General features: G+C 38.4%; 21 protein-coding genes. 14 read left to right on the top strand and 7 right to left on the bottom strand.

The window, feature by feature from the left end; translation table 11 throughout:
- Positions 1-26 precede the first annotated feature (26 nt).
- The 3 genes from J5F42_RS03065 to J5F42_RS03055 are packed head-to-tail and all read left to right on the top strand — an operon-like array spanning position 27 to position 3,506.
- Positions 27-1,517 carry a leucyl aminopeptidase gene (locus J5F42_RS03065; RefSeq protein WP_097699201.1) on the top strand — a complete coding sequence of 497 codons (1,491 nt, stop codon included), beginning with the start codon at positions 27-29 and terminating at the stop codon, positions 1,515-1,517.
- A gap of 1 nt (position 1,518) precedes the next feature.
- On the top strand, positions 1,519-2,619 hold the full coding sequence (gene ychF / locus J5F42_RS03060) for a redox-regulated ATPase YchF (protein WP_097699202.1): 1,101 nt from the start codon (positions 1,519-1,521) through the stop codon (positions 2,617-2,619).
- 14 nt (positions 2,620-2,633) lie between these two features.
- Positions 2,634-3,506: a radical SAM/SPASM domain-containing protein gene (locus tag J5F42_RS03055; RefSeq protein ID WP_024369377.1), complete on the top strand. Its 873-nt coding sequence runs from the start codon at positions 2,634-2,636 to the stop codon at positions 3,504-3,506.
- 683 nt (positions 3,507-4,189) lie between these two features.
- Here the strand turns inward: J5F42_RS03055 and J5F42_RS03050 are convergent.
- Entirely contained in the window at positions 4,190-5,239 is a 1,050-nt protein-coding gene (locus tag J5F42_RS03050) for an AI-2E family transporter (RefSeq protein ID WP_077657215.1), read from the bottom strand.
- Between the two features lie 114 nt (positions 5,240-5,353).
- On the opposite strand from J5F42_RS03050, the gene dapF reads away from it, so the two are divergent.
- Both dapF and J5F42_RS03040 read left to right on the top strand, forming a co-directional pair.
- Positions 5,354-6,175 carry a diaminopimelate epimerase gene (dapF, locus tag J5F42_RS03045; RefSeq protein ID WP_078259226.1) on the top strand — a complete coding sequence of 274 codons (822 nt, stop codon included), beginning with the start codon at positions 5,354-5,356 and terminating at the stop codon, positions 6,173-6,175.
- A 96-nt stretch (positions 6,176-6,271) separates the two neighbouring features.
- Positions 6,272-6,919: a YkgB family protein gene (locus J5F42_RS03040; RefSeq protein ID WP_001148297.1), complete on the top strand. Its 648-nt coding sequence runs from the start codon at positions 6,272-6,274 to the stop codon at positions 6,917-6,919.
- A 23-nt stretch (positions 6,920-6,942) separates the two neighbouring features.
- Here J5F42_RS03040 and J5F42_RS03035 read toward each other — a convergent pair whose 3' ends face one another.
- A complete protein-coding gene (locus tag J5F42_RS03035; RefSeq protein WP_000418874.1) occupies positions 6,943-7,188 on the bottom strand; it encodes a ribbon-helix-helix domain-containing protein in 246 nt (81 codons plus the stop codon).
- A 173-nt stretch (positions 7,189-7,361) separates the two neighbouring features.
- Here J5F42_RS03035 and J5F42_RS03030 point away from each other — a divergent pair, with 173 nt between their 5' ends.
- The 7 genes from J5F42_RS03030 to J5F42_RS03000 all read left to right on the top strand — a co-directional run bounded on the left by J5F42_RS03030 (position 7,362) and on the right by J5F42_RS03000 (position 13,388).
- The gene (locus J5F42_RS03030) at positions 7,362-8,612 is read left to right on the top strand and encodes a hypothetical protein (protein WP_021173713.1); all 1,251 of its coding nucleotides are present in this window, start codon (positions 7,362-7,364) and stop codon (positions 8,610-8,612) included.
- A 100-nt stretch (positions 8,613-8,712) separates the two neighbouring features.
- Positions 8,713-8,925, top strand: coding sequence for a 30S ribosomal protein S21 (rpsU, locus tag J5F42_RS03025; protein WP_001117778.1), 213 nt, complete (start codon positions 8,713-8,715; stop codon positions 8,923-8,925).
- Between the two features lie 38 nt (positions 8,926-8,963).
- A complete protein-coding gene (fabG, locus tag J5F42_RS03020; RefSeq protein WP_001160879.1) occupies positions 8,964-9,707 on the top strand; it encodes a 3-oxoacyl-ACP reductase FabG in 744 nt (247 codons plus the stop codon).
- A gap of 230 nt (positions 9,708-9,937) precedes the next feature.
- Positions 9,938-10,174 (top strand): acyl carrier protein, encoded by a 237-nt coding sequence (acpP, locus tag J5F42_RS03015; protein ID WP_001163104.1) that lies wholly within the window; start codon positions 9,938-9,940, stop codon positions 10,172-10,174.
- 103 nt (positions 10,175-10,277) lie between these two features.
- Complete coding sequence (locus tag J5F42_RS03010; protein WP_033604981.1) at positions 10,278-11,516, top strand: beta-ketoacyl-ACP synthase II; 1,239 nt, start codon at positions 10,278-10,280, stop codon at positions 11,514-11,516.
- A 22-nt stretch (positions 11,517-11,538) separates the two neighbouring features.
- Positions 11,539-12,477 carry an acetyl-CoA carboxylase carboxyl transferase subunit alpha gene (gene accA, locus J5F42_RS03005; RefSeq protein ID WP_001029385.1) on the top strand — a complete coding sequence of 313 codons (939 nt, stop codon included), beginning with the start codon at positions 11,539-11,541 and terminating at the stop codon, positions 12,475-12,477.
- A gap of 473 nt (positions 12,478-12,950) precedes the next feature.
- On the top strand, positions 12,951-13,388 hold the full coding sequence (locus J5F42_RS03000) for a hypothetical protein (protein WP_283491534.1): 438 nt from the start codon (positions 12,951-12,953) through the stop codon (positions 13,386-13,388).
- Between the two features lie 68 nt (positions 13,389-13,456).
- Here J5F42_RS03000 and J5F42_RS02995 read toward each other — a convergent pair whose 3' ends face one another.
- Genes J5F42_RS02995 through rpmE form a run of 5 tightly spaced genes read right to left on the bottom strand, consistent with a single transcriptional unit; the run spans position 13,457 to position 17,040 of the window.
- Complete coding sequence (locus tag J5F42_RS02995; protein ID WP_097699204.1) at positions 13,457-14,278, bottom strand: hypothetical protein; 822 nt, start codon at positions 14,276-14,278, stop codon at positions 13,457-13,459.
- A complete protein-coding gene (locus J5F42_RS02990) occupies positions 14,275-15,240 on the bottom strand; it encodes a sialidase (protein ID WP_283491533.1) in 966 nt (321 codons plus the stop codon). Before J5F42_RS02990 ends, J5F42_RS02995 begins: the two co-directional genes overlap by 4 nt.
- 12 nt (positions 15,241-15,252) lie before the next feature.
- Complete coding sequence (gene rlmB / locus J5F42_RS02985) at positions 15,253-15,936, bottom strand: 23S rRNA (guanosine(2251)-2'-O)-methyltransferase RlmB (RefSeq protein WP_283491532.1); 684 nt, start codon at positions 15,934-15,936, stop codon at positions 15,253-15,255.
- Between the two features lie 12 nt (positions 15,937-15,948).
- Positions 15,949-16,812, bottom strand: a complete 864-nt coding sequence (rsmI, locus tag J5F42_RS02980; RefSeq protein ID WP_283491531.1) for a 16S rRNA (cytidine(1402)-2'-O)-methyltransferase — start codon at positions 16,810-16,812, stop codon at positions 15,949-15,951.
- Positions 16,813-16,836: 24 nt separating this feature from the next.
- Positions 16,837-17,040: a 50S ribosomal protein L31 gene (gene rpmE / locus J5F42_RS02975; protein ID WP_000715278.1), complete on the bottom strand. Its 204-nt coding sequence runs from the start codon at positions 17,038-17,040 to the stop codon at positions 16,837-16,839.
- 264 nt (positions 17,041-17,304) lie between these two features.
- Between rpmE and rho the strand changes: the two genes are divergently transcribed.
- Together rho and murI are read left to right on the top strand one after the other, a co-directional pair.
- The gene (rho, locus tag J5F42_RS02970) at positions 17,305-18,621 is read left to right on the top strand and encodes a transcription termination factor Rho (protein WP_001004709.1); all 1,317 of its coding nucleotides are present in this window, start codon (positions 17,305-17,307) and stop codon (positions 18,619-18,621) included.
- A 35-nt stretch (positions 18,622-18,656) separates the two neighbouring features.
- Positions 18,657-19,424, top strand: coding sequence for a glutamate racemase (gene murI, locus J5F42_RS02965; RefSeq protein WP_097699206.1), 768 nt, complete (start codon positions 18,657-18,659; stop codon positions 19,422-19,424).
- The last annotated feature ends 213 nt before the right edge of the window (positions 19,425-19,637 follow it).

The following is a 19,637-nucleotide window of genomic DNA, read 5'->3' as shown; positions in this document are numbered from 1 at the left end:
ATATGAAATTAAAAAAAGGAGACTTTATGTTAAAAATCAAATTAGAAAAAACCACTTTTGAAAACGCAAAAGCTGAATGCGGTTTAGTTTTTATTATTAATAAGGATTTTGATCACGCTTGGATCAAAAATAAAGAATTGCTAGAAACCTTTAAATACGAAGGCGAAGGCGTATTTTTAGACCAAGAAAATAAAATCCTGTATGCGGGCGTTAAAGAAGACGATGTGCATTTATTGAGAGAGAGCGCGTGTTTAGCCGTTCGCACCCTTAAAAAACTCGCTTTTAAAAGCGTTAAAGTGGGCGTTTATACTTGCGGGACGCATTCTAAAGATAACGCGCTTTTAGAAAACCTGAAAGCGTTGTTCTTGGGCTTAAAATTAGGCTTGTATGAATACGACACTTTTAAATCCAACAAAAAAGAAAGCGTTTTAAAAGAAGCCATTGTCGCTTTAGAATTGCACAAACCTTGCGAAAAAACTTGCACAAATTCTTTAGAAAAGAGCGCTAAAGAAGCTTTAAAATACGCTGAAATCATGACAGAAAGCTTGAATATCGTTAAAGATTTAGTCAATACCCCCCCTATGATTGGCACCCCGGTTTATATGGCTGAAGTGGCGCAAAAAGTGGCTAAAGAAAACCATTTAGAAATCCATGTCCATGATGAAAAATTTTTAGAAGAAAAGAAAATGAACGCCTTTTTAGCGGTCAATAAAGCCTCTCTTGGCGTCAATCCTCCTCGCTTGATCCATTTAGTCTATAAGCCCAAAAAAGCGAAGAAAAAAATCGCTTTAGTGGGTAAGGGCTTGACTTATGATTGCGGGGGTTTGAGCTTGAAACCGGCCGATTACATGGTTACCATGAAAGCGGATAAAGGCGGTGGCTCTGCGGTGATTGGGCTTTTAAACGCGTTAGCCAAACTGGGCGTGGAAGCTGAAGTGCATGGCATTATTGGGGCTACAGAAAACATGATAGGCCCGGCTGCTTATAAACCTGATGATATTTTAATCTCTAAAGAAGGCAAAAGCATAGAAGTCCGCAATACTGACGCTGAAGGGCGTTTGGTTTTAGCGGATTGTTTGAGCTACGCTCAAGATTTAAGCCCTGATGTGATCGTGGATTTTGCGACCCTTACTGGGGCATGCGTTGTGGGCTTAGGCGAATTCACTTCAGCGATCATGGGGCATAATGAAGAGTTAAAAAATCTCTTTGAAACTTCAGGGTTAGAATCCGGCGAATTATTAGCCAAACTCCCCTTTAACCGCCATTTAAAGAAATTGATTGAATCTAAAATCGCTGATGTGTGCAATATTTCTTCTTCACGCTATGGCGGTGCGATCACGGCGGGCTTGTTTTTGAATGAATTTATTAGAGATGAGTTTAAGGATAAGTGGCTACACATTGACATTGCAGGCCCTGCTTATGTGGAAAAAGAATGGGATGTGAATAGCTTTGGAGCGAGTGGGGCTGGCGTGAGAGCTTGCACAGCTTTTGTGGAAGAGCTTTTGAAAAAGGCTTGAAATGGGCTTGTCTGTAGGCATTGTGGGTTTGCCTAATGTGGGCAAATCCAGCACCTTTAACGCGCTCACCAAAACCCAAAACGCCCAAAGTGCGAACTACCCTTTTTGCACCATTGAACCCAATAAAGCCATTGTGAATGTGCCTGATAAGCGGCTTGATGCGTTGGCTCAAATCGTAAAGCCTGAACGCATTTTGCATTCTGTGGTGGAATTTGTGGATATTGCCGGGTTGATTAAGGGGGCGAGCAAGGGGGAGGGTTTGGGCAATCAATTTTTAGCCAATATTAAGGAATGCGAAGTGATCTTGCAAGTGGTGCGCTGTTTTGAAGATGACAATATCACGCATGTGAACGACAAAATTGACCCTTTGAATGATATAGAGACCATTGAATTGGAGTTGATTTTAGCGGATATTGCCACTTTAGACAAAAGGATCGATCGCTTGCAAAAAGCCCTAAAAAGCTCAAAAGACGCTAAAAATCTTTTAGAATGCGCTTTGAGTTTAAAAACGCATTTAGAAGAATTAAAGCCGGCGAAAACTTTCCCCTTGAATGCAAGCGAGACTTTTTTAGAATTGGACAAGGAATTGCGTTTTTTATCTCATAAAAAAATGATCTATGTCGCTAATGTGGGCGAAGAAGATTTAAACGCGCTCAATGAGCATGCCAAAAAAGTCAAAAACCATGCGAAAGAGCAAAATAGCGAGTTTGTTGCCTTGTGCGCTAAATTGGAAGAAGAAATGGTTTCTATGAGTGGAGATGAAGTCAAAGAATTTTTGCAAAGTTTGGGCGTAGAAGAAAGCGGGCTAGAAAAAACCATTCGTTTGAGTTTTAAGGAGTTAGGCTTGATCAATTATTTTACCGCTGGAGTCAAGGAAGTGCGTTCATGGACAATTAAAAAAGGTTCTAGCGCGCCTGTGGCTGCTGGGGTGATCCATAAGGATTTTGAAAAAGGCTTCATTAGAGCTGAAACCATCAGTTATGATGATTTTATCGCTTATAAGGGCGAAGCCGGAGCGAAAGAAAAGGGAGCGTTACGCATTGAAGGTAAGGACTATATCGTTCAAGATGGCGATGTGTTGCATTTTCGCTTCAATGTTTAGTGTCTTTTTAAGAATTGACACCCAACAAGAAACTTTTTAAAAAAATCTATATAGAGTTAAGCGATATTTGCGGGTTGCAGTGTAGTTTTTGCCCTAACCCCAAAAATATCAGAGGCGTGATGCCTTTAGAATTGTTTGAAAAAGTTTGTAAAGAAGCGGCCCCCTTAACCCCAATCATCACCTTGCATGTTTTAGGCGATCCTTGCAAGCTCAAAAATTTAAACCACTATTTAAGCACCGCTAAACGCTTTTCTTTGAAAGTGGATTTGGTTACCAGCGGGGCGTATTGGCACGATTTTGAAACACTCCTACAAGATGTGATCTATCAAATCTCTATTTCTTTAGACGCAGGGCTAGACAATCATAACAAAATCAACCAGCACCGCTATATCCAAAAGATTTTAGAATTTTGCCGCTACAAATGTGAAAAAAATAGCGAAGTGTTTTTGAATTTACGCATTCAAGATAGCACCCTTGAAAAACACCAGAATTTGATCAAGCCTTTTTTAGAAAGCTTTGAATGCGTTTCTTTAGAGGGTTTAAAAATGCAAGGCCGCGCTCGTTTGTTTAAAAAAAGTTTTTTGAATATCCAAAAGACCTTTAAATGGCCGAATTTGAACGCCCAAAATCCTTTAAAACAAGAATCAAAGATTCCCTATTGTTACGGCCTAATCAAGCAAATCGCTATTTTATCTAATGGCGTTGTCGTGCCATGCTGCATGGACACGCAAGCTAATATCAGCCTTGGCGATTTAAACCATACGCCCCTAAAAGATGTTTTAAAGAGCCAAAAAGCTATGGCTATCAAAACCCATTTTTTAAAGGGCGAAGCGTTAGAACTCTTATGCAAAAACTGCTCCTACCCTTTGATCCGCTATAAAAAATGAAACCACTCCCTTAAGGCTAAGTTTTACTTATCCCTTTAGCGCGTTTTGTAATCCTATTAATAGCTCGTTAGTTATTGGTTTCATAGCCGTGGTGGGGTTTAATGCGCTTTGGGCAATAAATAGCGAAGCTTTTTGCTCTTTGATATTCTTATCTTTTATGTTTGGATTGGCGCGTTAGAATGATCAAGATTTTAAGGGTTAAAAGACAAATGGTTCTCTCGCTTTTGTCGTCGTTAGTGGGTCGCAAGCGACTAACTCCCCTAAAAAAACCCACTGAATAGCTTGTCAAAAAACAAATGTTTCAAAAGCTCCACCTTAACCATGTATAAGCCCTTTTATGCGTTAGGGTGTTTTAGCGCGCTGAATGGATTTTATGGTAGGATTAGCAAAAGAGTTTAAAGAATTAAGGTCCTTTTCTTTTGTAATAGCTTTGCTGGGTCGAAAAAATCGTGGGCTTCTCTTTGTGTGATTCAAAACACTAATTGATCTTTTTCTGCACTTTTTAGTTATTCAACATTCTTTGCATTAGATTTATATTATAATTTCAAAGCAAGCCCACTCCATTGGCTTAATTTTTAAGCGTTCTTGCCGGCGGAATGAAAGAGTGGATAATGTCCGCATTTTTTACTTTTCATTGTCATTATTTTGCGTGATTGGCATGTAAACGCATGCGTTATTTCCATTCAACACTCGCATGCTTTTTGCTCCTTTTGAATAAAGTAATTTTCATACAATCGTAGTAGTGCGATAAAAAACGCCGTAATGGTAGGCCCTACGATAATCCCCCAAAAACCAAATTGAGAAATCCCAGCAATCATAGAAAAGAAAATCAATATTTCATTGATTTTAAGGGTGGTTTTAAAGATTCTTTTTTTGATAAAAACGATTAAAATTGGCTTGATCACGCTATCAATCAACACACCAATTAACAAAATGGAATACAAAACGATAAAAATAGCCTCATTCACATGCCCATGATAAAGCTCATAAATCGCTATAGGGATCCAAATCAAAGCCCCCCCAACAGCCGGCACCAAAGACGCTAGGCCGTATAAAATCCCTAAAGACCAGCCATCATGCCCAAACCATATTATCATCGTCCCAAACGCCACGCCCTCTAAAATAACCGTGATGAGAGAAGTTAAAAGCACGATTCGTAAAATCCCAGCCACTTCTTCAAAAATTTTTTTACTTTGATTCATTTCAAGAGGCAAGACCCCTAAAAAATAACGATAAAATTTCTCCCCATAGTAAAAAAAGAAAAACAATAACCCCAAGATAAATAAAGCGTCTGTAACGAGTTTCAAGCTGTATCTTCCCACATAGCTGCTTATTTTCAACAAATAACCCGTGATGGAAGCGGCGCTAAAATTTTCTAAAAACTTGCTCACTCCATCATGAATGGCAGGAAAATGCGACAAATTTTCGGTGATTGTCCCTTTAAGCCATTTGATTAGGGCTGAAAATTTTTCAAAATTGATTTCAAAAATGATATTAGAACTTTTATAAACAATAAAATACAACGGCACGATCAAAACGCTCGCTAAAATTAAAACGCATAAAAACGAACTGACAACATTGAAAAAACGCTTATCTAAAAAAACTTTCACTTGAAAAAACCCCACGCACAAAAGCCCAGCAATCAGCGCATCCATTAAAAAATCTTGATACAGATAGATCATCCAATAAAAACCAATCAAAAAAAGAATCCAAAAGAAATACTGAGCTTTCATGAAATTATCCCCATTAAACTGAACCAAAAATTATCAAATGTTAGCTAAAAAACGCTCTTTTAAGGATAAAAAATTTCTTTTAACCTATAATTAAAATCAAAAAGGCTTATACAGATGGTGTTTTACAAATATTCAGGGAGTGGGAATGATTTTTTAATCACGCAAAGTTTTAAAAAAAAAGATTTTTCCAATTTAGCCAAACAGGTGTGCCATAGGCATGAGGGTTTTGGGGCTGATGGGCTTGTGGTCGTCTTACCGAGTAAAGATTATGACTACGAATGGGATTTTTACAATTCAGACGGCTCTAAAGCTGGCATGTGCGGGAATGCGAGCCGTTGCGTGGGGTTATTTGCCTACCAACATGCTATAGCCCCTAAAGAGCATGTTTTTTTAGCCGGAAAAAGAGAGATTTCTATTTGCATAGAAGAACCCAATATTATAGAGAGCAATCTCGGTAACTACAAAATCCTAGACACCATACCCGCCTTAAGATGCAAAAAATTTTTTTCAAGCGACAGCGTTTTAGAACATATCCCTATGTTCTATCTTATCAATACAGGAGTGCCTCATTTAGTGGGGTTTGTGAAAAATAAAGAATGGTTATTTTCTCTTAACACACTGGAATTAAGGGCTTTAAGGCATGCTTTTAACGCTAATATTAACATCGCTTTTATAGAAAATAAAGAGACGATTTTTTTACAAACTTATGAAAGAGGGGTTGAAGATTTCACGCTGGCTTGCGGGACAGGCATGGCAGCGGTTTTTATCGCCGCATGCCTTTTTCATAACACCCCTAAAAAAGCCACTCTCATCCCTAAAAGCAACGAATCTTTAGAGCTTTCTTTAAAAAATGATGAAATTTTTTATAAAGGAATCGCGCGTTATATTGGCATGAGCGTTTTGGGCATGGGTGTTTTTGATCATCATTTCTTATAATGGTAATTAAAATGATTTTATCGCAATTAAACATAATGCGCTATCATTCCTAGGCTGTTTTTAGCAATATAAAAAATATCCTAAAGGAATAAAACCATGCAAGCGTTAAAATCATTGCTTGAAGTGATTACAAAACTCCAGAATCTAGGCGGCTATTTGATGCATATAGCTATTTTCATCATTTTTATTTGGATTGGAGGGCTTAAGTTTGTGCCTTACGAGGCTGAAGGGATCGCCCCTTTTGTGGCTAACTCCCCTTTCTTTTCTTTCATGTATAAATTTGAAAAACCCGCATACAAACAACACAAAATGTCTGAATCCCAATCCATGCAAGAAGAAATGCAAGATGACCCTAAAATCGTTGAAAACAAAGAATGGCATAAAGAAAACCGCACTTATTTAGTGGCTGAAGGTTTAGGGATTACGATCATGATCCTAGGCATTTTGGTGCTTTTGGGGCTTTGGATGCCTTTAATGGGCGTAGTTGGGGGCTTACTTGTCGCTGGAATGACGATCACCACCCTATCTTTTTTATTCACAACGCCAGAAGTGTTTGTCAATCAGCATTTCCCATGGCTTTCTGGAGCTGGAAGGCTAGTGGTTAAAGACTTGGCGTTGTTTGCTGGAGGCTTGTTTGTGGCCGGGTTTGATGCGAAACGCTATTTGGAGGGGAAAGGGTTTTGCTTGATGGATCGCTCATCGGTAGGGATTAAAACCAAATGCTCTAGCGGGTGTTGCTCTTAAAGAGCCAATACTTTAAAGTAGGCTTAAAGCCTACTAGGAGAATCACAATTGATAGAAGAATCTTGGTTAGTGCCTTTTTTGTAAATGATCGTTTTTAAAATGTGGCGTTTGACAAAAGAATTGACGCTTTCTACTTCTTCGTCAGCCAAGCGTCTCAAAACATCATGCTCTTCTTTAGAGAGATAAAAAGTCACTGAAAAATTGCGTTTCAACTCATCTACAGCGACACGCTTACGACCGGGTTTTATATTTTTATTTCCTAATTCCATTAAAATTTCCTTTTTTAGTTAGTATGTTGTAACATCATAACGGCTATTCTAACATGAAATAAGCGCTATTTTAATATTAAATCTAAAGAAAAATATTTTTAGATGTGCTAGAATACCCATTGGTTACAAGATAAGCTTTTTTATCAAAAATAATGATGACATAGGGGTAACAAGTGGCAATCAACACCTTTTTAAAACATTCTTCTCTAGTCTGTTTGCTAGCCGTTAATTCGCATGCTTTTGATTGGAATATTTTTAAATACAATCTGGGTTTTAATATGTTTATCATGGATCATGAAGGCTCAACGCCTTATTGGGTCAATACTAACACCAATCTTAAAAGCCGTTTGACTCCAAATTTTGGGATCCAATTTTATACAAGAGGTGTGGAGCAAAGCCTGACTGTGGGGGCGTATTTTTTTCAAAACTTCCATAATTACAGCACTAATTTTCCCTATCGTTGGGGGCCTACGATGTATTATAAGGCTAAGGGAAAGCATTTTACTTTTTATGGAGGGATTTTTCCTAGAAAAAACCTCTTAGGGAGGTATGGTTTGAATATTTTTGCCCCCTATTATTGGTTTATAGACCCCAACGCTAGAGGGTTTTTATTGCAGTTTCAAAACCATTATTCGCCTTCAAAACCCTATTATGGGCATGCGGAGTTCATGCTAGATTGGTTTGGAGGCAATTGTTATAACACTTGTAAATTCGGGAGAAACCCTTATGGGAATGCGATGGATAGGTTTCAAATGAATGGCTCTGTCGGTTATCATTTCTTTAAGGATCTATTGGGTATTGGAGGGAATTTTGTCTTGTTTCATAATGAAGACAAATACCTTTTGAATGGGGCTGATGGCATGCAATTTAATGAAAAAAAAGCGATTGACAATAATAATATTTATCTTATGGATCGCCTTTATTTTAACGCTTACATAGGGACAAGCCTTTTAGACATCGCCCCCTTTATGGAAAAGCTCAATGCCAGTTTTGGCATGGTTTCTGAATTAAGCCGATTAAGGCAAATCCACAAAAATGTGCCTTTTATCAATAGCGTGGGGGGACAATTTGATGTGGAGATTCAATACAAAGGCTTTGGCATACACAATTTATTTTTCTTCGCCAAGACCCCAGAGATGCCTTTTTATAACCAATACCAATATGTTGAAATGTATTGCACGCCTTCTTATTGCCCCACGCCTATTTATCGTGGCGTGCCATTCTTTCAAGCCAATTTATACAATCGTTTTGATTTTTATTACAATTGGAAAAACGACTTCGCGTCCGTTCGAATCAATTTCGTGCTTAATGCGATGCGTGGGGGCTTTGATAGGAGCTTGCCTTGGTCAGAATCTTACCAAGTGTATATGACGGTCGCCTTTGATCCTTATAACCTTATTAACAAAATCGCTAGAAAAAAGTGAAAATTCTTGACAATCGGTTAATCTGTCTTATATAATATTATTTCGTTTGTAGCCATTGTTAAGCAATGATTTTAAGCTATGGAAAAGAGGTGATAGCAGTATGCCAGGGATTAAGGTTAGAGAAGGCGATGCGTTTGATGAAGCTTATAGGAGATTCAAAAAGCAAACCGATCGCAATCTGGTGGTAACAGAATGCCGTGCAAGGAGATTCTTTGAGTCTAAAACTGAAAAACGCAAAAAACAAAAAATCAGCGCTAAAAAGAAGGTCTTAAAGCGTCTTTACATGTTAAGGCGTTATGAATCAAGACTATAAGAACTTGAACGAATTTAAAATTTAAGGATTATTGAATGATGCAATTCACAGGGAAAAATGTTCTCATTACTGGAGCTTCTAAAGGCATTGGGGCCGAAATCGCCAAAACTCTCGCTTCTATGGGGCTGAAAGTTTGGATCAACTACCGCAGTAATGCTGAAGTGGCTGACGCTTTGAAAAATGAGCTTGAAGAAAAAGGCTATAAAGTGGCCGTCATTAAATTTGATGCGACTTCTGAAAGCGATTTCGTTGAAGCGATACAAACCATTGTTCAAAGCGATGGAGGTTTGTCTTATTTGGTGAATAACGCTGGTGTGGTGCGCGATAAATTAGCCATCAAAATGAAGACAGAAGACTTTCACCATGTCATAGACAATAATCTCACTTCAGCTTTTATAGGTTGCCGAGAGGCTTTAAAGGTGATGAGTAAGAGTCGTTTTGGGAGCGTGGTTAATGTCGCTTCTATCATTGGTGAAAGAGGTAATATGGGGCAGACAAACTACTCAGCGAGTAAGGGGGGGATGATTGCGATGAGCAAGTCCTTTGCTTATGAGGGAGCTTTAAGGAATATTCGTTTCAACTCTGTAACGCCAGGCTTTATAGAAACCGACATGAACGCTAATTTGAAAGACGAACTCAAAGCGGATTATGTTAAAAACATTCCTTTAAACAGGCTAGGGTCTGCTAAGGAAGTGGCGCAAGCGGTAGCGTTTCTTTTGAGCGATCACTCTAGTTACATCACTGGGGAGACTCTCAAAGTCAATGGCGGGCTTTATATGTAGTCCTAAACAAAGGATTCTTTTAGCGATAAAAGTTTGTAAGTAGCAAAAATCATGCTAACATTATGAGGTTATTCTAAAACAAAGAGGTTATTATCAAATGGGGATTATTTACTTAATATTGTTTCTCATTGTAATTTATTTGTTGTATAGGATTTTAGATGTTTTGGAGCAAAAATAAACGCTTCAATGAATGGTTGATTTAATTTTTACAAAACAAGGGAGTTTTAATTATGGCTTTATTTGAAGATATTCAGGCAGTTATTGCTGAGCAGTTGAATGTGGATACGGCGCAAGTTACGCCAGAGGCGGAATTTGTGAAGGATTTGGGTGCGGACTCTTTAGATGTCGTGGAATTGATCATGGCGTTAGAAGAAAAGTTTGGCATTGAGATTCCCGATGAGCAAGCGGAAAAAATCGTCAATGTGGGCGATGTGGTGAAGTATATTGAGGACAATAAACTAGCTTAATCTTTTTAACTTGGAGCGTTTGTCTCCAGGTTTTAGTCAAAAATTTGGCTTTAGCTAAAATCTAGTTTTATTGAATGAAAGTTTTTGAAATGAGGAGCTATTGGTGCGTCGGATTGTAGTAACTGGAATGGGAATGATCAATTCGCTAGGTTTAAATAAAGAAGATTCTTTTTTAGCGATCGCTAAAGGGGAATGCGGTATCAAACACATAGAAAGTTTTGATGCGAGCGCGTTTCCTGTGCGTATTGCTGGAGAAATCACTGACTTTGACCCTACAGAGGTGATGAATCCCAAAGATGTTAAAAAGGCGGGTCGTTTCATTCAATTAGCCTTGAAAGCCACAAGAGAGGCGATGAAAGATAGTGGGATTTTAGACGCTCACAATAGATGCCCTGAAGAATTGGCAAATCGCATGGGCGTAAGCTCTGGCTCTGGGATTGGCGGGTTAGGCAATATTGAAGCGAATTCCATTTTTTGTTTTGAAAAAGGCCCTAGAAAAGTCAATCCCTTTTTTATCACTTCTGCGTTAGTGAATATGATTGGTGGTTTCACTTCCATTGAGTTTGGCATTAAAGGGCCTAATCTCTCTAGTGTAACGGCTTGTGCAGCAGGCACTCATGCCATTATTGAAGCCGTTAAAACCATTCTGCTTAATGGGGCTGATCGCATGCTCGTCGTGGGAGCGGAATCCACCATTTGTCCTGTAGGGATTGGAGGGTTTGCGAGCATTAAAGCCCTTTCTACAAGGAATGATGAGCCCAAAAAAGCTTCAAGACCTTTTGATAAGGATCGCAATGGTTTTGTGATGGGCGAAGGCGCTGGGGCTTTGGTGCTTGAAGAATACGAGAGCGCGAAAAAAAGAGGAGCAAAAATTTATGCAGAATTTGCCGGATATGGCGAGAGCGGCGATGCTAACCACATCACAGCCCCAGCCCCTGAGGGTGAAGGGGCTTTTAGAGCCATGAAAATGGCTTTAGAGATGGCGAAAGTGGAAGTAGGCTATGTGAACGCTCATGGGACTAGCACGCATTATAACGATTGGTATGAAAGCATCGCTCTAAAAAATGTGTTTGGTTCTAAAGAAAAAGTCCCTCCTGTTAGCTCCACTAAAGGGCAGATTGGGCATTGCTTGGGCGCTGCGGGTGCGTTAGAAGCCGTTATTTCTATCATGGCCATGAATCAAGGAATCTTACCTCCTACCATCAATCAAGAAACGCCTGACCCAGAATGCGATCTAGATTATATCCCTAATGCGGCCAGAGAAAAGCAAGTGGATGCGGTGATGAGTAACTCATTTGGTTTTGGTGGCACTAATGGTGTTGTGATTTTCAAAAAAGCCTAGTTTTACAAAGTTAGGATTTTGAATGGCCATTTATTTAGATTTTGAAAATCATATTAAAGAGATTCAAAATGAAATTGAATTAGCCCTTATTAGAGGCGATGAGGACGCTAAAGAAATCTTAGAAAAAAGATTGGATAAGGAAGTTAAAAGCATTTATTCCAATCTCACTGATTTTCAAAAACTCCAATTAGCAAGACACCCTGACAGACCCTACGCTATGGATTACATTGATCTCATCTTAAAAGATAAATATGAAGTCTTTGGGGATAGGCACTATAACGATGATAAAGCGATCGTGTGTTTTATAGGGAAAATTGATAATGTTCCGGTTGTGGTGATCGGAGAAGAAAAAGGCAGAGGGACTAAAAACAAGCTCTTAAGAAATTTTGGCATGCCTAACCCTTGTGGCTATCGTAAGGCTTTGAAAATGGCAAAGTTTGCTGAAAAATTTAATTTGCCTATTCTAATGCTTGTGGATACAGCCGGAGCGTATCCGGGGATTGGTGCAGAGGAAAGAGGCCAGAGTGAAGCGATCGCTAAAAACCTCCAAGAGTTCGCTTCTTTAAAAGTCCCTACTATTTCTGTAATTATCGGTGAAGGGGGTAGTGGTGGTGCGTTAGCGATTGCGGTAGCTGATAAATTGGCTATGATGGAATATTCCATTTTTAGCGTTATATCCCCAGAAGGTTGTGCGGCAATTCTTTGGGATGACCCTAGCAAGACTGAAGTGGCTATTAAAGCGATGAAAATCACGCCTAGAGACTTAAAGGAGGCGGGGCTTATTGATGATATTATTTTAGAGCCTAGCAAAGGGGCTCATAGAGACAAATTTTCAGCCGCTAACACGATCAAAGAGTATTTTTTAGACGCTCTAAGAACTATCCAACAAGACCCTCATTTCCTTGACAACCGCTATCAAAAATTGATGTCGCTTGGTTCGTTTGTGGAGGGAATGAATTAGATCTATAAAAAACTTTGCCTTAATAAAATATTGATAACTGGTTTTTTAATTTTTAAAATTGTGTTTTTAAACTTTATTTTAAACCCATTCTCTTAAAGAAATAAGGGGTATTTTGAAATAATTCTCCCCTACAACTAAAATCCCCCCTAAAGATCGCTTTAAAAAATACCGCTTGAATAAAATCAAGCTCTCTACTATCCAATCTTAAAAAATGCAATATTTTTTTATAACCAACGCTCAATAAAAACAAAGCCAAATTTTTCACTACTTGCTATCATTTTAGAAAAAAGCGGGTATTTTACATAGTTTGTAAAATAATATAAAAAATATCATTGTGTTACCAATCTGCTATCTCTCTCCTTTTGTTTGAATACAAAAAGACAATCATCATGCTCAGCGTATTGAATGAAAGCATTCTTATTTTACAATACAAAAGCTAGGTTTAATAGTATTTTAAAAAAGAAAGAAATCCCATGGTTACATATGAAAAAATCAAAAGCCGCTTTTCTAGGAATTGGTCTTTAAGGAATAGGGGCAGGCATTTTGCATCTTCAAGCGTGTATTTTTTCTCACTTTTTGTCATTACAGCGGTTAATAGAAGTAGTGCAGTTGCTTGGTTATTGATGCCTGAACATTTGATTTGGTGGTTTTTGATTTCTTTTAGTGGGGAATTTGTAGCAGACATGGCGTTTGGCAAAAAAAGTAAGATCTTTAAAACCCGCTTTGGAATTTCTATTGTGAGCGGCGTTTCACTATTGCTTGGCGCTTTACCAGCGCATTTGTTTTTTGTATGGTTTGGTTTTATTAATTGGTGGGCTGTCTTTTTTATAGAAGCGGGAGCTGATCTATTGGTGGGCTGTGTGATACAAAAGATTTTTTTTGGTAAATATTGGGTGGATCGCTATTATTAAGGCTCTTTTTTTAAGCCTGAAAGCGTATTTTCTTATATTCCAATCAATTGGATAAGGGTTACCCCTACTTAAGGCATCGCATCAAAAACCACGCTAATCCCATTTTTTAAAATGATAGGGTTTTTTGCGTCAGTGATATGGATAAAACGCACGCCATCAAGCAAGTTAAGAGCGATTTCTTGTTGTTTGTTTTCTTTAGCAATGATTTGAATGATCTTCAAGTTTTCATCATAAAAAATAATTTTGGGTTGCCACAAAGGGTTATTAGAGCTTATTTTTAAATACGCGTTTTGATTCACGCTCAGCCAGTATTTCCCGCTCGCTTCCTTAAACTCCACAGGATCGCTACTCAAAACTAAAGCTCTCGCATTAGGGAGCTTGACTTCTTGCAAAGAAAAATCGTATTCCCACTCTTTCAAGGATATGTGCCTAATATCCATAAAATCAAAACCATGCCTTTTCATCGTCTCTATCAAAATGTTAGGGTCTAAAACATATTCCGTTTTAAGCTCGTATGAAAAAACATTCTCGCCCGAAGAGCTTTGCATTTTAATAGGCAAAACATACGAATACCCCATCATGCTTAAAGAATTATTGATGCTTTTGGCAAACGCTAGGGGATTGCTTGAAGCCTTGAAAGTGATTTTTAACATGCTTGGCTTGTCAAAATTAAAAGACAAAAGCCCGTTTTCTTTGAGAGTGTTGAGCAGTTTCAAGGAATCCAAACGCCCCATTATATAGAAATCCTTACGATTTTTAAACAAACGCTCTAAAAAAAGCTTGTTCGTATGATAAGCCCGCTCCCCCATTAAATTCTCAATCTTATCGTTTAAAGCATCAGCGCTTAATAGTGTCCCTCCTAAAATAAAAGCTAAAAAAAGGTTTTTCATCGCTGGAGCGCTTTGTATTGGGCCTCATTGATGAGCGTCAAGCCTTTAGCTGGCTCGTATAAAAACCGCCTAGCTTTGCTGTCGTTATAATTTTGTTCTTGATTATTGTTTTTAAGGCTAAGATGCCCATGCCCAAAATGCAACAACAAGCGGTGGTTTTTGGTTTCTAAAGAATAATTTTTTTTAAAAACCTTTTGAAAGGAGTTTTTTTTCTCATCCAAATCAATCACTTCTACCCAAATATCTTTTTTAGGGATAATATAAATGGTATTAGGATCTTCTTTGATCGCTTCTTTTCCTTGCTTGTCGTGTTCTTTTGGTTTTTCTTCTAGTTTAGGCGTTGGCTCTGGCTTGTTTTCTTCTGTAGGATTAGCTTCATTGAAAGAATTCTTTTTAGTGCCGGATTTAATAGCGCTTTCTTGCTCTCTTTCTTCTTTTAAAGAAGAGTTGTTTTGAATGATAACGACCACTAAAATAATGACAATCACCCCTAAAACCAAAACAAAGGGTTTCCATTTGGAAGATTTTTTGGATAATGAAGTATTGGCCTGATTGATGCTATAATCTATCTCAACTTTCAAAGGGTTTTTTGTTTTTTCTTCAGGGTCTGTTTCTTGATTTTTTTCTTCTCCCACGCCCTCTTTAAAAACACACACTTTGTCAAATTCTTTCATCCATGCGCTCAAATCAATTTTATACTCGCGTTCTAAAATCTGTATAAAACCCCTAGCATGCACCCTTGATAAAGACTCATAGCGTTTTTCCAAGATAGAATGGATATTTTTAGAAGCGATTCTAGTCGCTTTGCAAATTTCTGCCACTCCAACTTCTTTTAAAATCTGCAAATTTTTATCTAAATTTTTAAGCGATAATTCTTCTAATGCCGCACCAGAAATATCTTTAGAAATGTTTTGAACATCAGAAATATCTAAATTTTCTAAACTTTTTTTATTCTGTTCCATTCAATTGACCACCTAGTTGATTTTATCCATTAAGATCCCTGCTGCCACGCTCACATTGAGCGAATCAAAATCTCTTCGCATTTTTACGCTCAATATAGCATCCATTTTAGCAAGGATTTTTTTAGACAACCCCTCATGCTCGCTCCCCAAAAAAAGAGCGCATTTTTTTAAGGATAGATTTTCTACTTGACTAGAGCCTTGCATGCTCGCGCCCAAACATAAAAACCCACTCGTTTTCAATTCATTGATTAAATCCAGCGTGTTAGGCATAACGCTAAAAGGCAAATCATACATAAGCCCCAAGCTGGATCGCACAATCCCCTCATAAGCCAATTCTTTAGCAAAATCTAAAATAACGCCATCCATTCCTAAGCAATACGCGCTCCTAAAAATACCCCCAATATTCCCCACATCCGTAATCCCGCAAAGCACCAAAAGTTTTTGAGCTTTTTTAACCTCTTTTAAAGAAGCGGCTAATGGCAGTTCTACTTTAGCTAAAACCCCTTGATGGTTCCCCCCCCTAGCCAAGCTTTGCGCTTTTTTATTATCCACTTTGATGATATTAGGGCATGCTTTTTTGAGCGCGAAAAAAAATTTTTTGTCTATTTCTTTAGAAAGATAGATTTCTTGCAATTTTTCTTGATGAGAGTTTAGAAGGTGCATAATCACCTGCTTGCCATAAATTACTGCTTGCATGCTAAACCCCTTTCATTGATTTTTTTCTTCTAACAAACGCTGGAAATAAAGCTCTTTAGCGTTTTTTTGCGTCATAGCGGCTTCAATTTTAGCCTTAATTTTAGGAGGCAAATCCAACTCCAATAACGCCGATAGCCCCATGCAAGGCTCTATTTTTTTCTCATTCAAAAGCACTAAAACCCACTCCCCTTGGATATTGCTTTTTTGCAACCGCTCTATGATTTGAGAAATTTCTCCTAAATAATATTGCTGGTGGAGTTTGGTAAGCTCTTTAGCCGCAAACAAATGCATGCCTTGAGCCAAATCGTTTAAATCCTTTAAAGTCTCCAACAATCGGTGCGGGCTTTCATAAAAAACCACCGGGGTTTTTTCTTCTAAATACGCTAAAGCGTTTAAAATTTTAGCGATTTTTAAGCGCCTTTCCTTACTCTTATGGGGTAAAAAGCCAGCATAAAAAAACCGCCCTTCTAAAAACCCGCTCGCGCAAAACGCTGTAGTGAGCGCGTTAGCCCCAGGCAAAACATCGTATTGAATGTTGTGTTTCAAAGCGTAAGCGGCTAAACTCATGCATGGATCGCTCAAACTTGGCATGCCCGCATCGCTCATCACAGCGATTTCTTTGTCAAAAAAAGAAAGCTCTATTTGGTTTAAAAATTCCTGGTCATTGTGCGAATGGAAGGCGATAAACTCTCTTTTTTTAGTAGCGATATTTGGGAAAGAATGGCTAATAACAGGGTTTTGTGCGAGCAAGTGCAACAACCTCTTACTCACCCTTGTATCCTCGCATAAAAAAATCTCGCAACGCTCTAAAACTTCTAAAGCGCGTAGCGTAATGTCAGCGAGATTACCTATAGGAGTGGGCAAAAAATACAGCACAAAAAGCCACGCTTTTTAAAAGAGTTACTTCAAGTTGTAGCGTTGCTTGAATTTCTCTACTCTCCCTGCAGTGTCAGCGATCTTATCGCTACCGGTATAGAAAGGGTGGCAAAAGCTAGAAATATCAATACGCATTTCAGGTTTGGTGCTTAAAACTTCAATTTCTTTCCCGCTCGTTACGCAAGTAACTTTGCATGGGATATATTCGGGGTGAATGCCTTTTTTCATCAAGTATCCTTTATTTTTAAATTTAAACTTAAAATTATAGCGCAAGTAACAACAAATTAAAACCACTCTAAAGTTAAAATAAAATTTGACTTTGTTAAAAAAATTATGATAGCATAGCAAAGCATTACGAAATTCAACACTTGTGGCATGGGTCACTTATTAGCATCTTTTGGTTACACTAATTTTTTAAGAATGCTTTAGCTTTTTGTATTTTTATCTTAATTGCAACAAACTAGAAACCTCTTTTTGTTAAAAGGAAATTTAATGAACGAAAACGCGCCTACGCACAAAAGTTCGCACAAAGTCAAAACACACACGCCAGTGAGCGGTTATCACATTGAAGATTTACGCACCTATCCTACTGAAAAGCTTTTAGAAATCGCTAACAAGCTCAAAGTGGAAAACCCCCAAGAATTCAAACGACAAGACTTGATGTTTGAAATTTTAAAAACCCAAGTCACGCAAGGCGGATACATTCTTTTTACCGGGATTTTAGAAATCATGCCTGATGGCTATGGCTTTTTAAGAGGGTTTGATGGGAGTTTTTCAGACGGGCATAATGACACTTATGTTAGCCCTTCTCAAATCAGGCGTTTTGCTTTAAGGAATGGCGATATTGTTACCGGTCAAGTGCGATCCCCCAAGGATCAGGAAAAATACTACGCCCTTTTAAAAATAGAAGCCATCAATTACTTGCCTTCAGATGAGATTAAAAACCGCCCTTTGTTTGACAATCTAACCCCCCTATTCCCTGATGAACAAATCAAATTAGAATACGAACCCACTAAAGTTACCGGCAGAATGCTAGATTTATTCAGCCCTGTGGGGAAAGGTCAAAGGGCTTTGATTGTCGCGCCACCAAGGACTGGGAAAACGGAACTGATGAAAGAACTCGCCCAAGGCATCACTTCTAACCACCCTGAAGTGGAATTGATTATCCTTTTAGTGGATGAGCGCCCTGAAGAAGTTACGGATATGCAACGAAGCGTTAAGGGTCAAGTTTTTAGCTCCACTTTTGATTTGCCCGCCAATAACCACATAAGAATCGCTGAATTAGTCTTAGAAAGGGCTAAAAGGCGAGTGGAAATGGGTAAAGATGTGGTGGTTTTATTAGATTCTATCACCCGTTTAGCCAGAGCGTATAATGCTGTAACGCCTTCAAGCGGTAAGGTTTTAAGTGGGGGCGTGGATGCAAACGCCTTGCACAGGCCCAAGCGCTTTTTTGGAGCTGCAAGGAATATTGAAGAAGGCGGGAGCTTGACGATTATCGCTACAGCGTTGATTGAAACAGGATCTAGAATGGATGAGGTGATTTTTGAAGAATTTAAAGGCACCGGGAATAGCGAAATCGTTTTAGCGAGAAATATTGCAGACAGGCGCATTTACCCGGCCTTTGATATTTTAAAATCCGGCACACGAAAAGACAATATCTTGCTTGGTAAAGACCGCTTGACTAAAGTGTGGGTTTTAAGGAATGTGATGCAACAAATGGACGACATAGAAGCCTTAAGCTTTGTGTATTCTAAAATGCAACAAACTAAGGACAATGAAGAATTTTTAAATTTAATGAATGAAAAATAAAATCCCTAATTAATTCCATTAAATTAAAAAGTGTCATGAAAATAGGCGTTTTTGATAGCGGTGTGGGAGGGTTTAGCGTTTTAAAAAGCCTTTTAAAAGCGCAACTATTTGATGAAATCATCTATTATGGCGATAGCGCTAGAGTGCCTTATGGCACTAAAGACCCCACCACGATCAAGCAATTTGGCTTAGAGGCTTTGGATTTTTTCAAACCGCACCAGATTAAATTATTGATTGTGGCATGCAACACAGCGAGCGCTCTGGCTTTAGAAGAGATGCAAAAGCATTCCAAAATCCCTATTGTGGGCGTGATTGAGCCAAGCATTTTAGCGATCAAGCAACAAGTAAAAGATAAAAACGCCCCCATTTTAGTGCTAGGGACAAAAGCGACGATTCAATCTAACGCTTATGACAACGCCCTAAAACAACAAGGCTATTTGAACGTTTCGCATTTAGCCACTTCTCTTTTTGTGCCTTTGATTGAAGAAAGTATTTTAGAGGGCGAATTGTTAGAGACTTGCATGCGTTATTATTTCACTCCCTTAAAGATTTTACCTGAAGTGATTATTTTAGGTTGCACGCATTTTCCCTTGATCGCTCAAAAAATTGAGGGCTATTTTATGGAGCATTTTGCCCTTTCAACACCCCCCCTACTCATCCATTCTGGCGACGCTATTGTGGGATATTTGCAGCAAAAATACGCCCTTAAGAAAAACGCATGCGCATTCCCTAAAGTGGAATTTCATGCGAGCGGTGATGTGATCTGGCTAGAAAAACAAGCTAAGGAATGGCTCAAATTGTAACGCTAATAAAAATTTAGGGTCAAATAACTCAATTCCCCAAAAGGGCCTCTCACACTATAAGGGTATTGTGTTGATTATAAAAAGCGCTTTAGAGAGATTTATGAAAGCGTTTTGAAGCGGATAATGCCTAATGGTTATCTTTGGAAAAGATTACCTATCTACAGACTTGCAAAATAGCGCTAAAGATATTCTTCTCATCGCTTCGTAAATTCT

The sequence above is a fragment of the Helicobacter pylori genome, assembly GCF_030062585.1.
Lineage (GTDB): Bacteria > Campylobacterota > Campylobacteria > Campylobacterales > Helicobacteraceae > Helicobacter > Helicobacter pylori_CN.
Note: the sequence above shows the minus strand (reverse complement) of the source record. Positions and strands in the feature narration are given on the sequence as shown.

What these genes read in the sequence shown, in the direction of transcription:
- rlmB (WP_283491532.1), bottom strand. Translation starts at nt 15,936, where the DNA reads ATGCAAGCAGTAATTTATGGCAAGCAGGTGATTATGCACCTTCTAAAC.
- accA (WP_001029385.1), top strand. Translation starts at nt 11,539, where the DNA reads ATGGCCATTTATTTAGATTTTGAAAATCATATTAAAGAGATTCAAAAT.
- dapF (WP_078259226.1), top strand. Translation starts at nt 5,354, where the DNA reads ATGGTGTTTTACAAATATTCAGGGAGTGGGAATGATTTTTTAATCACG.
- J5F42_RS02995 (WP_097699204.1), bottom strand. Translation starts at nt 14,278, where the DNA reads ATGAAAAACCTTTTTTTAGCTTTTATTTTAGGAGGGACACTATTAAGC.
- ychF (WP_097699202.1), top strand. Translation starts at nt 1,519, where the DNA reads ATGGGCTTGTCTGTAGGCATTGTGGGTTTGCCTAATGTGGGCAAATCC.
- J5F42_RS03000 (WP_283491534.1), top strand. Translation starts at nt 12,951, where the DNA reads ATGGTTACATATGAAAAAATCAAAAGCCGCTTTTCTAGGAATTGGTCT.
- J5F42_RS03065 (WP_097699201.1), top strand. Translation starts at nt 27, where the DNA reads ATGTTAAAAATCAAATTAGAAAAAACCACTTTTGAAAACGCAAAAGCT.
- murI (WP_097699206.1), top strand. Translation starts at nt 18,657, where the DNA reads ATGAAAATAGGCGTTTTTGATAGCGGTGTGGGAGGGTTTAGCGTTTTA.
- rpmE (WP_000715278.1), bottom strand. Translation starts at nt 17,040, where the DNA reads ATGAAAAAAGGCATTCACCCCGAATATATCCCATGCAAAGTTACTTGC.
- rpsU (WP_001117778.1), top strand. Translation starts at nt 8,713, where the DNA reads ATGCCAGGGATTAAGGTTAGAGAAGGCGATGCGTTTGATGAAGCTTAT.
- J5F42_RS02990 (WP_283491533.1), bottom strand. Translation starts at nt 15,240, where the DNA reads ATGGAACAGAATAAAAAAAGTTTAGAAAATTTAGATATTTCTGATGTT.
- J5F42_RS03035 (WP_000418874.1), bottom strand. Translation starts at nt 7,188, where the DNA reads ATGGAATTAGGAAATAAAAATATAAAACCCGGTCGTAAGCGTGTCGCT.
- fabG (WP_001160879.1), top strand. Translation starts at nt 8,964, where the DNA reads ATGCAATTCACAGGGAAAAATGTTCTCATTACTGGAGCTTCTAAAGGC.
- J5F42_RS03040 (WP_001148297.1), top strand. Translation starts at nt 6,272, where the DNA reads ATGCAAGCGTTAAAATCATTGCTTGAAGTGATTACAAAACTCCAGAAT.
- rho (WP_001004709.1), top strand. Translation starts at nt 17,305, where the DNA reads ATGAACGAAAACGCGCCTACGCACAAAAGTTCGCACAAAGTCAAAACA.
- J5F42_RS03050 (WP_077657215.1), bottom strand. Translation starts at nt 5,239, where the DNA reads ATGAAAGCTCAGTATTTCTTTTGGATTCTTTTTTTGATTGGTTTTTAT.
- acpP (WP_001163104.1), top strand. Translation starts at nt 9,938, where the DNA reads ATGGCTTTATTTGAAGATATTCAGGCAGTTATTGCTGAGCAGTTGAAT.